We start from the raw sequence: 13,152 nt of genomic DNA, 5'->3' as shown, positions 1-13,152 counted from the left end.
CACATCAGCTCGAATTCAGAGGTTTGGCCGAGTCCCGCACGTGGGCCGACCGCTGGAAGAAGGTAGTGCCGACCATGAGGGGAACGTAGTGCCAACGGCCACCGGATCGGAGGATTCTGCTGACCGTATGACATACCTGGAGCACACCGTCCGGTCTGCCCTGGAGCAGGCAGACTCGGATACGGGTAACGGGCGGCTCGTCGATGAGTCCGATGGGTTTCTGAGGGCCCCTGCCGACCGGGTGGCCTCGTGAGGACGGCTGGAGACCTCATGGCGCCTCAGCACCCCGCACACCGTGACGGCGACCGGCCGGGCTGGTTCACGCGCCTGGCGGAACACGCTTCGAACTTCACCAGCTCTCCCGGCTTCTTCGGTGTGTGCCTCGTTCTGGTCGTCGGCGCGATCACCGCGCACGTACTGAAGCTGCCCACGCCGTGGCTGCTGCTGGTGGGCGAGGCGATGTCCGCTGTGTCGCTGCTGCTTCTGGCACTGCTGAAGAACTCCGAACGGCGTGCAGAACACGCCATCCAACGCAAGCTCGACGCCATAGCCGCCGCTCTGCTGGAGATCCAGCGGCAAGAAGCAGGAGCGGCGAGTGAGGAACTCCGCCAGGCCATCAGCATGGAGAAGCAGAGCTGACCACGCACGGCATGGCTACCAGCCCCCGTGAGGCCGGCTTTACGAGGATCATGCAGCGGTCCGGTGAACGCCTGGCCGGAGGTGTCCAGGAGGTGATGTACCGCGGAGCGCTGCACCGCCGGTCCATGGCCGCAGTCCGCGCCGCAGACGTGCGGCTCCTCCTCGATCATCCTGCTCGCCACGGCGTTGCCCACCGAGCGCATCGGGGTCGGGGGCTCGTTCGTTGTCCCGTGTTCGTTGCGCGTGCATCGGTCTTCGTCTCTCCTCGTTCCGGTACGTTCGCTCCTCTGGTACGCCGTGCGCACGCGCAACGGTAGAGGCCCCTCGAGCAGCCCTTGAGGTCTTCGGGAGTTCCGTCCCGCGGCCCCGGAGACCGCTGGGCGCCCAGCGGGGCAGCGTGCCGGTGTCTTCAGGCAACGGACCGTGCCCCCTCTCTGGAACCCGTCTCGACCACCGTGGACCCCGGCGGCTCGGCCACCGTGCGGCTGCGGCTGCGACGCAACACCGGCGAAGTCGTCGACGAGTACCGCTTCGTACCGGTCGGCGACCTCTCCCCCTGGACGACAGTCGAGCCGCAGACGCTCCGGCTGTACCCGGGGACCACCGGCACAGTGGAGGTGCCCTTCGCCCCGTCACGCACCCCGGACGCAGCCGCCGGACCGAACGCGTACGGGCTGCACATCATCCCCACCGAGCACCCGGAGGCATGCTGGTCGCCCTGACCATCGCCTGCGTCATGATCTGGATCTCGTACAAGCCCCAGCTGAGCACCCGCGCCCAGGACCGGACCGAGGAGGCCGCCGCCACCGCGGTGCCCACCCCGAAGCAACCGGTCCCGAGTTCCGCGCCCACGTCGAAACCGGAGGCCGACCCGACGCAGAAGCCCGGCGATGACGACGCGGGCGGCGGTGGGGGCGGCGGGGACGCCAAGCCCACGACGCCGCCCGAGGACCCGTTCGCCCGCGTCCTGCTCCGGAAGGGGACCACGCAGAAGTGCGCCGCCCCCGTCGAAGAGCAGGGCAAGGTGGACGGGGAGACCGCCCAATACCCCTGCGACGGGGCCCAGAACCGGCCGTTGTGGGACTTGGAGACGGTGTTCGAGGGCAAGGGGCCGAACAACGCCGACCTCGTCCGGACAGGAGTGAAGCGACCTGGAGTGGTTCATCGTCAAACCCGACAGCCAGCAGCAGGCAACGCCGGGCGAACCGCGAGTCCGAACGGGAGACTGCGCTCCGCATTCAAGCGGCAGTCACAGCCCTTCGGCAACCGCACCACTAAGCATCTGGAGAGCTGGACAAGGCTTCGCTGATCATGCGGGTGGCGAAGTCGCGGTCGTCGGTGAGCCGGTTGATGTGCTCCGCGAGCAGCAAGGCCGTGGCTTCCAGGGGATTCATCTCGTCCTCGGTCCAGTCGCCGAACTGCTTGCGCCACAGGTTGGGGCTCAGGCCGGTGCCGGCCGCGACGACCAGGCCGGTCATGGTGGGGATGACCTCGGGACAGATACTCTTCGGCATCATGCGCAACGAGGCCACGAAGCTGGGCACGACGTACTCGATGACATCTCTGTCGTGGTCCTCGTAGGCCATCCGCAGCCACTGCATGAACATGTAGATGAGCGTGCATGCGCCGTCCAGCATGTCCTCGGCCTCGTGGGGGCCGAGTGACGCGGCGAATTGGTCGCTCAGCTGCTGCTGTTCGGGGTCGGTCTCGGTCTTGCCGTCGTAGATGGCTTTGAGTCGAGAGTCAATCACCATGAGCGCAGCACCCACATCGCCGGCGGGAGCGTACTGGGGGTCACAGTGCGATGACACAGGATTACTCCTCGGTGTGCGTAGGCAACGCGGTGTGTCCGACGGTAGCCCGAAAAAAGAGACCTCAGCCTGATATCGCGCGTTGGACACTCCTTCGACTCCTGGAACGGATCACGACACCAACACCAGCGGCTGGTGTCGAAGGCGACAGCACCCAGCCCGTACCGGCCGCTACAAACGACGCGGACACAGCCCCTGACCTGGCCATCGGTCACCGCAAGCACCGTTGCGGTATCAAGCGCCCACGGCTGCCAGGAGTTTGAAGCTTTTCGTGGCTCGGTGAGCCGGGTACATCGGAGAAGACGAACAGTTCCTGGGCCTGGTCGGAGTCCACCAGTCGCCGGCGAACCCGGGGCTGACCTGAAGCAGTGCCGCGACGATCTGACCAGGATCTGACCAGCGATTGTGCGACGGGAGTCGGTGACATCCGTAGCCATCCATGGCTCAAGGCATCGATCGACGCCTTCGCCGACACCATGAGCGGGCGCGGGCCCGTCCTCGACGTCGGCTGCGGACCCGGAACCATGACCGCCTACCGTGCCGAACGCGGACTCGACGTGTCCGGAGTCGACACACACGTCGGCGACGAGGACGCGGTGCGCACCGAGGCCTACCGAGGTGTATCCGTTCGCTGGACGACACACATGGCGGCCGGAACAACTCGTGGACCTGATCGAGCAGGCCGGACTGCGCCCGGCCGCCGAACTCCGGCTCCTTGCGAATAAGCAACACGGGCCGGTGCTGGTCGTCATGGCCAAGCGCCCGGCTGCGGACCGGACGCCGGAGGTGGCACAGGGGGCGGCGTCATGAGCCCCCGCAAGAGCGACAGCCGCGAGCGCATGCCGCGCGGCACCGCGGCCCTCCGGCGCGAATACGGCGCGAGCGCGACCAGCTCGTGCTCTACTTGATTTGCCCGGCTGCCCACTCGGCCCATTCGCGGCGCATGGCGTTGAACCGCAGGCCGTATTCCAGAACGATCCGGCCGTAGGACGAGAGGTTGTCGTCGTCCCAGTCGATGGAGTCGGCCAGGCGGCGCAGACTCTCCTCCCCCTGGACCGACATGTCGACCAGTTCGGCAAGATAGGCCTGCGCTTGGCCGGGAGTCAGCACACCGAGGAAGAACACGCGCAGCAGGATCTCGCTGCGGGTGTTCCGCTGCGGCGTGGTCTCGGTCAGCCATTGCCGGAGCTCGGCCATCCCCTGCTCGGTGAGGGCATACTCCTTGCGGCCTCTCGGCCCCTCGGCGACCACCGTGATCAGTCCGGCTTGCGCCAGCTTGGTCAGCTCGGTGTAGATCTGGCTCTGGGTCGCCGGCCAGACGGTGGCCAGCGAGGTGTCGAACAGTTTTAGCAGGTCATAGCCACTGGCGGGCCTATCGGCGAGAAGCCCCAGCACAGCATGTCGAAGGCTCATGTCCATCACTCTACATTCCACCGTTGACATGTCACTACAGGAGGTTCTAGTTTCCACATGTCAGAACTGGAATGATACGAACCGAACGGGGAGTCACCGATGTCGTATCTGCGCACCTTCCTCCCATGGATCGTCTTCGCCGTGCTGCCGTCCGGCCAGTGGAAGTGGGCCGCACTGGCTGCCCTGGCGGTCGCAGTGGCGCTGATCGTCCAGCAGCGCCGGACCGGTGCCGGATTCGACAGCCTGATCATCGAGGTGGGCTCGGCAGCCTTCTTCGCGGTTCTGGCCGTGGTCGCCTTCGCCGACCCGCACTCGGCCGTGCACGACTACTCGGCGGCTGCGTCGTCCGGCACGCTCGCGGTGATCGCCGGGGGCTCGCTGGCCGTCGGCAAGCCGTTCACTCTGGGCATCGCCAAGCGCACCACGCCACGTGAGGTCTGGAACCTCAAGCCCTTCCTCCGGGCCAACGCCGTCATCACCGCCGTGTGGACCGCCGCCTTCGCCGTGACCGCTGTCGCGCTCGCCGTCGTCGCGCACATCGGCAACGGCCACTCCACCCCGGCCACCCTCATCCAGGTCGCCGGGTTCGTGATCCCGATGGTGTTCACGATCCGCTACGTCGCCACCGCGCAGACCAGGGCCGACGCCGGGTGAAACGGATCGCCCGGTCACACGCGTCGGGCCCAATCCGCCATCGCAGCAGACGGCGTCCGGACCACCCACTACCGCGGCACGGTCACCCTCGCCCAGATGCGCGCAAGCCTGAAGGACGAGGACATCGCGACCCGCAAGCGCCGCGAGAAGAGCCTGCGGCAGTACGAGAAGCTGGGCGTCGACCGCCTGGCCATGGACATGTGGATCGACCAGGACAGCCACACCAAGCAATTCCGCACCCGCAGCAAGGGCGACAGCGCGGTCGTGTGGAACCGGTCAGCTCAAGGGACGGTTGTGGCCGTCAGGGGGTGCGGGGCTTCCCCTGAGCGTAGAGCCACTTTTTGAACAACGGACCGAGGTTCTTCCCGGACTCCCGTTCCGCGAGCCGCTGGAACTGGGCGGTGGTGCCGTGTGCGTGGCGGTGCTGTACGGCCCAGGCGCGCAGGATGCGAAAGAAGACACGGTCGCCGACGGCGCTGCGCAGGGCGTGCAGGGCCATGGCGCCGCGGTCGTAGACGGGGCGGCCGAAGATCTTGGCACCGCTGCCCGGGTTGCCGGGCGGGAACGCCCACAGGGGATCGCCTGCGGGAGTGGCGTACAGGTCGTCGAAGCTCTCCTGGGCGCTGGCGCCGCCGTGCTGCTCGTCGTAGAGCCACTCGGCGTAACTGGCGAATCCCTCGTTGAGCCAGATGTCCTTCCAGGAAGTGAGGGAGACGGAGTCGCCGAACCACTGGTGGGCGTTCTCGTGGACGAGGGTGCCCAGGCCGGGGGCCCTGTCATAGACGGGCCGGGTTTGGGTCTCCAGTGCGTAGCCGACGTTGGGCGCGTGGTCGACGATGGAGCCGGCGGCGCGGTACGGGTAGGGCCCGAACAGCTTGCTCTCCCACTCCAGCACGGACGGCAGCTTCTTCAGCACGGGTGCCGCGGCGGTGGCCTCGCGCGGGTCGACGGCGTCGTAGACCCTGATGCCGCTACGGGTCGTGTACTGCTTGACCTTGAACTTCCCGACGGTCGCGGTGGCGAGGTAGGCGGCCATGGGTTCCTTCTGCCGCCAGCGGAAAGTGGTCTTCCCCTTGCGGGTGCGCTGGCCGAGCAGGACGCCGTTGGAGACGGCGGTACGCCCCTTGGGGACGGTGATCGTGATGTCGTACGACGACTTGTCGAGCGGGTGGTTGTTGGCCGGGAACCAGGTCATGGCGCCCTGGGGTTCGCCCGCGACGAAGGCACCTTCGTCGGTGGGGATCCAGCCGTCGCGGGAGCCGTCGGGGTCGGTGACCGGGGCGGGCTTACCCTGGTAGGTGACGGTGACGCGGAACGTCTGCCCCCTGTGCAGGGCACGCCAGGGGGTGACGACGAGTTCCTGACCGCTGCGCTTGTACGCCGCCCTGGCCCGGTCGACGGTCAGACCGGTGATCCTCAGGCCCTTGAAGTCGAGGTCGAAGCGGGTCAGGCGCTGGGTGGCGCGGGCGGTGAGGACCGCCTTGCCAGCGAGGTGGCGGCTCGTCGGGTCGTAACCGAGCGTCAGTCCGTAGTGGGCGACGTGGTAGCCGCCGTTGCCGGCGAGTGGGAAGTAGGGGTCGCCGACGCCTGGCGCGCCCGCCCGTCCGGCAGCGGTGGCGGGCCCCGCCGCCGCGAGCAGGGCTGCCACGGCGACGGGAACGGTGGCGGCGACGGCTCCGCGGCCGAGGACGGCGGTGCGTATGTGGGGGTGGGTCACGTGCGCGCTCCTTGGGGGGTGGCGTGTGATCAAAGGATCCTCAGAGTAGGCAATCGGACCCCTCGTCCACCCTCCGTTCGGGTCACCTCGTCTTTCTCTGACGGGACGAGGGATGAAGGCGTTCCGGAATGCGCCCAGGGCGGCGTCGGAGTCGTCCCGGGCCCAGCCTTCGAGGGCGATGACGCCGGTGTAGCCGAGGTCGTGCAGGATGTGGGGCCTGGCGGCAGAGTTCGATGAGGTTTCCCTCGCCGATCTGGGCGTGGTAGAGATCCAGGTTCCGCCGGAGATGGGGCCGTTGGCGACGCGGGCGAAAGAGCGGTCCCGGATGGTCGACGGCGAAGTTGAGGTTTTCGAGGGTGAGGACGCGGCCCGCGGCCTCGCCCAGCTCCGCGACGCGGCGCAGGGTGTCGGCGGCCGTGAGCCACATCGCGGGGGGCTACCTCGACGGGGCGGACGGGGAGCCCCTTGCCGTCCAGGCCGGTGCCGTGCGGGTTCAAGCGCGGGCAGTCCAGTCGCGCGGCCGTGTCCAGGGACGTACGGGCCGAGGTGAGCAGGGCATCGATACCGTCGGGGTCGGTGAGGTCGCCGGTCAGATAGCCGGTCATGGAGGAGAAGGATCTCGACCTGGAAGCCGCGCTCGGCGATGCGGGCGACGCGTTCGGTGAACGGGCGGTCCAGGTAGAGCATTTCGGCGCCGGCGGCGAGAGTGAAGGGGCTCGCGGAGAGCGTCATGCGGTCACCTCGGCGATCGTGACGGTCGCGGTGGTTTCCACGCTGCGGATGGCGGCCAGCGCGATGGACAGGGCCCGGCGGGCGTCGTGGCCGGTGACGAGGGCCGGGTTCTTGTGGCGGACGGCGTCGGCGAAGGCGGTCAGCTCGGCGGTGTAGGCCGCGCGCAGCAGCTCGGTGTCGCGCCGGGCGGTGTCGACGTGGATGCCCTGGGGGCCGTAGAAGGTCATGTCGGTGCTGCGGCCGTTGCCGGCGGTCACCATGCCTTCCGAGCCGAAGACCTCGGCGCGTACGTCGTAGCCGTACAGCGCGGAGAAGGACGCCTCGGCGGTGGCGATGGCACCGTTGTCGAAATGACCAGGGCGTCGGCGGTGGCGTGCACGCCGTCCTCGAACCGCCGGAGAACGCCAGACGGCAGGGGGTCGTCATCGGCTACGGCACACCACCGGACCACGCCTTCGTGACGGCCCTGGACGCGTTGTGCCTGGCACTGCCCGATCCGCCGCAGGACGACCGGTGTCGCTCGCGCGGGAGGCGCCCATGGAAGGCGCTACCGAAGGGCCTGGCGCCAATGAGGGGAAGATCCACTCGCCGGGCCTCGAACAGGCGCCAGGGGGCGGCGTGAGGGCCCCTACTCCCCTGGCCCGCCCCCGTGGCCCCTACGTGTCCCCTGGAGCTTGGTCCGATACACGTCGGTCCCAAGGGTCTGTCACGGCGTGGGCCCAGCGATGGAGGCGCTGGTTAGCAGGTTGCTGCGACGCTGCTGAGCAATGCAACGGCGCTGATCACCCCTGCGAGCGGAAGTCTCACGAACACGCACGCAGCGGGGTGCCTTACAGGCGATAAGAGCTCAGCGCCTGGACAGTGCCTGTTGGTGGTCACTCGTCGGAAAACACGTGCGTGGTGCGTCGATAGGGCCTGGAGACCGCAGCCAGCCGGTGCGGGGGCCACAGGTCGTCCCGTTCATTCAGACTCATTTCGCCTGAACGGCGCAGCAGCCAGATGACCTCGAACTGGAAGTGCAGCACCGCATCGCCAGCGACCCGATCCAGTAGGCGGCACACCAGCCTGATCATTTCGTTCTGCTGATCGGAGTGCTCACTTGACCTGGCGAGTTCGAACATTACAGATACGTTCGGACTAAACCCGAGATCGGTGAGCACAGGGTGCTGCGGATCTGATCTTTCTGCACCCACGCGAAGCCACAGCCCAGTCGCGGTCACCGCACCTTCGTCGACTAGCGGTTCGGGAGTGACTGACGCGTCGAACAGATCGAGAGACCGGGCTACGTCACACACTTGCCAGGCGACCTGCAACACGGTTTTCTCCGTCGCCACCATGTCAAGATTGTAGGAAATTGACATGCGGATTACCCTTCTCGCGGGCTCCAGGGAAAGAGGTGTAATATGCCGCCTTCTTTATAGATGACAATTACCTCTTTGAGTCCCGGGGCTGGCCAGTCGTGCACTTGGGGTGCATGCTCGAGGTCGTAGCCATGCTGGGCCAATCTGTCGGCCGCCTCGTTCTGACGGCTCAGCGCACGGTGGGCCTCAGGGGCTGCCTCTTGGATATGGACTCTGGATTGCCTTGCGCCTTGGCATTTGGGTCGGGCTCTCGCTTAGGCAGGGTGTGACCGGGGTCGTTGGGTGCTCCCTTACTTCCAGCCCCTCCCCCGGAGGGGGCGTGGCCACGGCGAGTCGGTCCGGGCCCGCCACCAGATCCCGTCGAAACCTGCCGCCGATCCGGGGGTGACCTGCCCGTTCTCAGTATCGGCGGCAGCAGCGACTCCCAGCCGCCCCCACTATGTATCCGTCAGGTTGCGGCCTCAAGATCGTTTCACGGCCTTGATCGACATCCCAAACACGCCCTGCTCTTTGGTCACGATTCCCACGGCATGGGATCGGGGCGACGGTACCACCACCAGGCCTTTTGCACCGAGCCGACGGTGGACTCATCGCGGTCGTCACCGACAACATGCTCTTTGTCTTCGACGGTCAGCTCTTTATAGAGGTTGTCGACCTTGTCGAAGTACCGCTTGTACAGGACAGCCACGCTTACCGGGAGTTGGCGCAGGTACCCTTCGATATTATCTCGATAGCCGAGCGTTTCCCGGTAGAACTCCAAGGGAAACCAGCCAGATGGTTCCCAATTGCGCTCAGCACGCCGAGCCAGCTTCTCCCACGCACTCAGGCAGGATCCAGCGACACCCGCCACCTCAGCTACCTCGGCCGCGATAGCAAGACACTCCGGTCCACCGTCAGAATCCGCCAAGCCCTTGAAGGCTTCCTCAAAAGAATCAGAGAGTGGCGTTGCGATTTTCTGCTCGCGCACTACTTCTGGCAGATGCACTACCGGAACGTCCGCCAAATTTTCAATGAATGCTTCAACTGCCACGACTGTGAACGAGGGCTCTTCATCCTCCGTCTCATCCAGTCGGGCTCGCGTCACCATTCCTTCCGGGTCGACCAGAGAGTGCGCACTGATGGGGCTCTCCTGCGGCGGGTAAAGAACGGGCGTTCCGATCCGCCGAGCCAGGGCCGCGGAGAAATGAGCTTCCGTGGGCTGCTGTTTTACCGAGTCCTGAGCATAGATGTCCAAGGAAGTGGACACGTTACCGCGGACATGCGAATATTCGCAGGACACCAGTGCATCCCAGTACCGATCTTCCTGATCACCATCGGCGACGTCCACTTCCTTCACCGGGACCTGGAAAATTTCTGCGAGAGCTTCAGCCATGACACCCGAGTCACAGCTATCAACGAGAAAGATGTTGTACGTCATGCTCTGTTCCTGGCGACCCCCGCATCCCCATTCGCCGGGCCCGAGCTCACAGGGTCCGATCTGTGTGAAGCGATCGCCCCGGGCGGGCATCCGATGTTTAGCGCACGCGTGCCGCTCGGCCCGCCAGGCGCTGAGCACCGGCTCGATCAATACCCAGCGGATATCGGACACCCTCGGGTGACCTTCGCAACGGTCCGCGTCAGAGCTTGTCCGTCAGATCAGCACCCATGCCGTCCTCGAACGCATCTGGCGTGCCAATACCCCACTCTGTAGCGCCACCGAAATATGTCGGATCACCCAATTCCGGCGTCACACCGAGTGTGGAGTTGAGCTCTCGAAGCGCGGCCTCGAGTCGAGGAGCATTTCGACGGTGCACCTCGGGGTGCGGGCGTCCGGAAAAGTCAAACCAGCTCCAAATGTCATGATGAACGGCAAGAGTGGCCGTCGGCCCGAAAGGGGCAGTCGACACTGCGAGATCGACCAATCGTGGTTCCTTGTGGGCCTTTCCGCCCCCGTCGAACCACGTCCCCCAGCCTACGACATGAAGGTCGTCAACTTCCGCTTCAGGGAACGCGGCAGGCCGGCTGCCGAGCACCTTGCCTGGCAGGCCCGGGTCGTCCAGCGGCGTAAAGACGAACAGCGTGCTCATGACTCCGGTGAAGCCTGAATCGAGTACAGACCAGCTGTACTCAAGCTTCACAGGACTGAGCAGATCGAACTTCTGGAGTACAGCTGTCATTTTTGCCGCTACGGCCAAAGCCGATTCCAGCCCGGGTGGCGCGATGTCCTCCAGATCCCAGAACCAGGAGCCGCATTTTTTCGGCGCACGCTTGAGTTGAGACACAGTTGTTCCTTAGGGGAAGATAGAGCCGTTGCGCGGAATGGCGATGGCATCATCCTCGAAGCGCAGCAGGAACATGGTTCCGGACTTGAATACTTTTGAGGTGAGGCGCGAAATGGGCTGATGCACATCCAGAATGGCCACGCCGTGACGCATCGACTCGTATTGCAACTGTTTTGATTGAACGGCGTGTCACTTCGGGAAAGAGTGGCTCTGCGGATTCCTCGACAGCGCCCTTCCTCTGTGGACGACAGGCTGCATCATTCGCCGTCGGCGTCCTGCGATGCCAAGCGCAAGGTGAGTTCCGAGCTGGCCAGCATCCGAGTGATGTCGACCGGGAGGCTGGAGAATTCCTTCATCACTACGTCGGCAGGGTCGATCCGACGGGTTTGCCCGTCGTACCCTGTTGCCTCGATGACATAGCGATATCCGCGGGGAGCCGTGGAGTCCTGCGCGATATTCCATCGCGCACCGTGCTTCTGAATCAGATAATCGGCGACGTACGACATCAAGTCACTGTGCAGTGTAATCCAGTCGGACTGCTCGAATTCGCCAAGCGGGGCACGTGAAACATAATTTTGCAGAGCTGGAATCAGGCTCATCGGATCGCGGGTATAGACCTCAGGAGGAACCCCGAGCATGTCCGCTACCTCAATGATGTTTCGGCGCCCCTCCTCAATCCATCCCTGGAGATTCGGTTCGCTTGCCTTCGTCACGTCTTGCGCCTTCCATTGGATTCAGCTACTTAGGAGCCGGCCCATATTCGATGAATATGATACGCGCTTGAGTGAGGTAGTTCCTCAGTTCCTGTGACGGGGGCGCATGCAGGAAGACCCACCGCGGATCGAATTTTGGGTCCAAGCGCCGTAGCGTTAGATCCTTGTTGATTTGCTTAACGATGCCGTCATTCAATGGGACTTCGCCCCTCACGGCCCGAGTGCCGCCATCTTTGAGATGGACCGTCCGCCATTCAAGGTAGTGCTTCACCTCCATGGCCAGAGTGCGGCCGTCCGGCAGATCCACCGGAACGTCGACGTGGCGCCCTCTTGGCGCTTCTACAGGGTAGTAGGGGTGGTCATGGGTCGGCACGGGATAGTGCCGCTCAGGGGAACCGCCCGCCATCTCGCGGAGATAGTCCTCCGCACCCTTGTACCGTGCCCGACCGTGGCGCATGGCCCGCATCTCGTGAAGCGTGCGCTCCGCTGTGCCTGGCGGAAGTTCACCGCGCGTGAAGTCGGGTTCGCCGTCGGACCTACCGTGATGGTGTGCCTCAGCCGAGTGGCCCCCGCCGCTTGCCCCGTCGTGTTCGGGCGCGTCAGGGCCGCTGCCAGGGTTGTCGGTTGACGGACCGTGGTGCCCATCTGCGCTGTGCCCGTCGCCGTGGCCGCCGGAGGCGCCGTCACCGTGGCCACCGCTCGACGGGCCGTGGTGTCCGCCTGTGCTGTGCCCGTCGCCATGGCCACCGGAGGAGCCGTCACCGTGCCCGCCGGTCGACGGGCCGTTGTGCTCGCCGGCACCGGGGCCGCCGCCGTGCCGACCGGCGGAAGGATTATGGTGAGCTGAGGGGCCGTCGCCGGTATGTGCGTGGGCGCGTGGTGGCTGGTGGTCCGCGCCGCCCCCGACCGTGGCCTTCTCGCGCTCAGGTGCCCTTTCGTGTGCGGGGTGGTCCTCGGGCAAGGACTGCTGCGGGTGGTCGCCTTCCTTCCTGGCGTCCTCGATACGGTGGATGATCTCGCCGTTTGCGTGGCGGATGTTTCCGACGTTGTCCAGGACCGTCGGAGACTCGCCGTCCTGGTCCGGCAGGCGTACCCCCGCGTCGCGCGGGTGGGCCAGGTCGTCCGCGGCGTCCACGGTGCGGTCCATGTGGTGTGCATCGCCCCAATGGGGGAGGCGTTTGACGGCCTGCAGCACGTCGGAGGCTTTCGGGAGTGCGGCGCGAGCGGCCCTGGTGCCGGCAGTGACGGAATCGACGACCTTGGTGACCTTCGTGACCTCGGCCAGGTGGGTGCCCTTGGCCATTTTTCCTAGCTTGGAAGCCACGCCGAAGGGGGTCACGTTGTAGAGGACCTGGCCTCCCGCACGGACCGGGTCCTTGTCCCACTCGTCCCACGCCACGAAGCCTTTGAGGGCCTCACGGAATGCCTTCTTCTGCTCGTTGTCGCCGTTGCCGCCGCCGATGGTCTTGGACATCGCCCAGTCATACGGCCAGGTCGTGTACTGGCCCAGGCCGCTGAAGGTGTCCCCCAGCGCACCCCAGGCCTCGGAGGCCTTGTCGCCCCCGTGCCAGCCGACCAGAGTGGCGAGCCCGTCGACGTCGCCACCGAAACCGTCGATGCCGAATCCCTTGGCTGCGCTGGCGCCCCAGTGGTCGAGTTCCCAGAAGCGGTGGGTTTCCTTCTCCGGGGTGCCCCAGGGCAGGTCCTTCGCCTTGTCCAGATCACCGGCCCGGTACCCGTACGCCCCCCGCTTACTTGAGCCGTCGTCGACGGTGTAGTGGGTGGAGCCGAAGAAGCGGTCGCCGATCTTGTTGGCCGCCCGGCGCTCGGCCGCCTGGAACGCCGCCACCG

At 65.9% G+C, this 13,152-nt stretch carries 13 protein-coding genes and 3 pseudogenes; 6 read left to right on the top strand and 10 right to left on the bottom strand.

Annotated elements, in window-relative coordinates; all coding sequences use genetic code 11:
• Nucleotides 1-270 precede the first annotated feature (270 nt).
• From ACH4SI_RS33285 to ACH4SI_RS33275, 3 genes are all read left to right on the top strand, one after another.
• Nucleotides 271-639, top strand: coding sequence for a low affinity iron permease family protein (locus ACH4SI_RS33285; RefSeq protein ID WP_398302341.1), 369 nt, complete (start codon nucleotides 271-273; stop codon nucleotides 637-639).
• A 455-nt stretch (nucleotides 640-1,094) separates the two neighbouring features.
• A complete protein-coding gene (locus tag ACH4SI_RS33280) occupies nucleotides 1,095-1,361 on the top strand; it encodes a hypothetical protein (RefSeq protein ID WP_398302339.1) in 267 nt (88 codons plus the stop codon).
• Complete coding sequence (locus tag ACH4SI_RS33275) at nucleotides 1,346-1,948, top strand: hypothetical protein (protein ID WP_398302337.1); 603 nt, start codon at nucleotides 1,346-1,348, stop codon at nucleotides 1,946-1,948. The genes ACH4SI_RS33280 and ACH4SI_RS33275 overlap by 16 nt, the downstream gene beginning before the upstream one ends.
• On the opposite strand, the gene ACH4SI_RS33270 is transcribed toward ACH4SI_RS33275, so the two are convergent.
• Nucleotides 1,914-2,450, bottom strand: coding sequence for a hypothetical protein (locus ACH4SI_RS33270; RefSeq protein ID WP_398302335.1), 537 nt, complete (start codon nucleotides 2,448-2,450; stop codon nucleotides 1,914-1,916). The two genes, ACH4SI_RS33275 and ACH4SI_RS33270, sit on opposite strands and share 35 nt — an antisense overlap.
• Before the next feature lie 663 nt (nucleotides 2,451-3,113).
• Here ACH4SI_RS33270 and ACH4SI_RS33265 point away from each other — a divergent pair.
• Nucleotides 3,114-3,260: a hypothetical protein gene (locus ACH4SI_RS33265; RefSeq protein WP_398302332.1), complete on the top strand. Its 147-nt coding sequence runs from the start codon at nucleotides 3,114-3,116 to the stop codon at nucleotides 3,258-3,260.
• 90 nt (nucleotides 3,261-3,350) lie between these two features.
• Here ACH4SI_RS33265 and ACH4SI_RS33260 read toward each other — a convergent pair whose 3' ends face one another.
• Complete coding sequence (locus ACH4SI_RS33260; RefSeq protein ID WP_398302330.1) at nucleotides 3,351-3,863, bottom strand: PadR family transcriptional regulator; 513 nt, start codon at nucleotides 3,861-3,863, stop codon at nucleotides 3,351-3,353.
• Nucleotides 3,864-3,962: 99 nt separating this feature from the next.
• Between ACH4SI_RS33260 and ACH4SI_RS33255 the strand changes: the two genes are divergently transcribed.
• Together ACH4SI_RS33255 and ACH4SI_RS33250 are read left to right on the top strand one after the other, a co-directional pair.
• Nucleotides 3,963-4,517, top strand: coding sequence for a hypothetical protein (locus ACH4SI_RS33255; RefSeq protein WP_398302328.1), 555 nt, complete (start codon nucleotides 3,963-3,965; stop codon nucleotides 4,515-4,517).
• A gap of 48 nt (nucleotides 4,518-4,565) precedes the next feature.
• Nucleotides 4,566-4,760: pseudogene (locus tag ACH4SI_RS33250) on the top strand (DUF1396 domain-containing protein); the annotation flags it as partial.
• A 58-nt stretch (nucleotides 4,761-4,818) separates the two neighbouring features.
• On the opposite strand, the gene ACH4SI_RS33245 reads toward ACH4SI_RS33250, so the two are convergent.
• The 8 genes and pseudogenes from ACH4SI_RS33245 to ACH4SI_RS33210 all read right to left on the bottom strand — a co-directional run.
• On the bottom strand, nucleotides 4,819-6,234 hold the full coding sequence (locus ACH4SI_RS33245) for a M1 family metallopeptidase (protein ID WP_398302326.1): 1,416 nt from the start codon (nucleotides 6,232-6,234) through the stop codon (nucleotides 4,819-4,821).
• A gap of 728 nt (nucleotides 6,235-6,962) precedes the next feature.
• Nucleotides 6,963-7,307, bottom strand: a pseudogene (locus ACH4SI_RS33240) (Gfo/Idh/MocA family oxidoreductase); the annotation flags it as partial.
• A gap of 534 nt (nucleotides 7,308-7,841) precedes the next feature.
• On the bottom strand, nucleotides 7,842-8,327 hold the full coding sequence (locus ACH4SI_RS33235) for a SitI3 family protein (protein ID WP_398302324.1): 486 nt from the start codon (nucleotides 8,325-8,327) through the stop codon (nucleotides 7,842-7,844).
• A 514-nt stretch (nucleotides 8,328-8,841) separates the two neighbouring features.
• Nucleotides 8,842-9,744: a hypothetical protein gene (locus tag ACH4SI_RS33230; protein WP_398302322.1), complete on the bottom strand. Its 903-nt coding sequence runs from the start codon at nucleotides 9,742-9,744 to the stop codon at nucleotides 8,842-8,844.
• Between the two features lie 199 nt (nucleotides 9,745-9,943).
• Nucleotides 9,944-10,588: a hypothetical protein gene (locus tag ACH4SI_RS33225; protein ID WP_398302320.1), complete on the bottom strand. Its 645-nt coding sequence runs from the start codon at nucleotides 10,586-10,588 to the stop codon at nucleotides 9,944-9,946.
• A 9-nt stretch (nucleotides 10,589-10,597) separates the two neighbouring features.
• Nucleotides 10,598-10,729 (bottom strand): hypothetical protein, encoded by a 132-nt coding sequence (locus ACH4SI_RS33220; protein ID WP_398302318.1) that lies wholly within the window; start codon nucleotides 10,727-10,729, stop codon nucleotides 10,598-10,600.
• Nucleotides 10,730-10,845: 116 nt separating this feature from the next.
• A complete protein-coding gene (locus ACH4SI_RS33215) occupies nucleotides 10,846-11,301 on the bottom strand; it encodes a hypothetical protein (protein WP_398302316.1) in 456 nt (151 codons plus the stop codon).
• 25 nt (nucleotides 11,302-11,326) lie between these two features.
• Nucleotides 11,327-13,152: pseudogene (locus ACH4SI_RS33210) on the bottom strand (hypothetical protein); the annotation flags it as partial.

Origin of the sequence: Streptomyces sp. NPDC021212 (assembly GCF_044332925.1) — a bacterium.
GTDB lineage: Bacteria > Actinomycetota > Actinomycetes > Streptomycetales > Streptomycetaceae > Streptomyces.
This window is presented reverse-complemented; position numbering and strand designations above follow the sequence as displayed.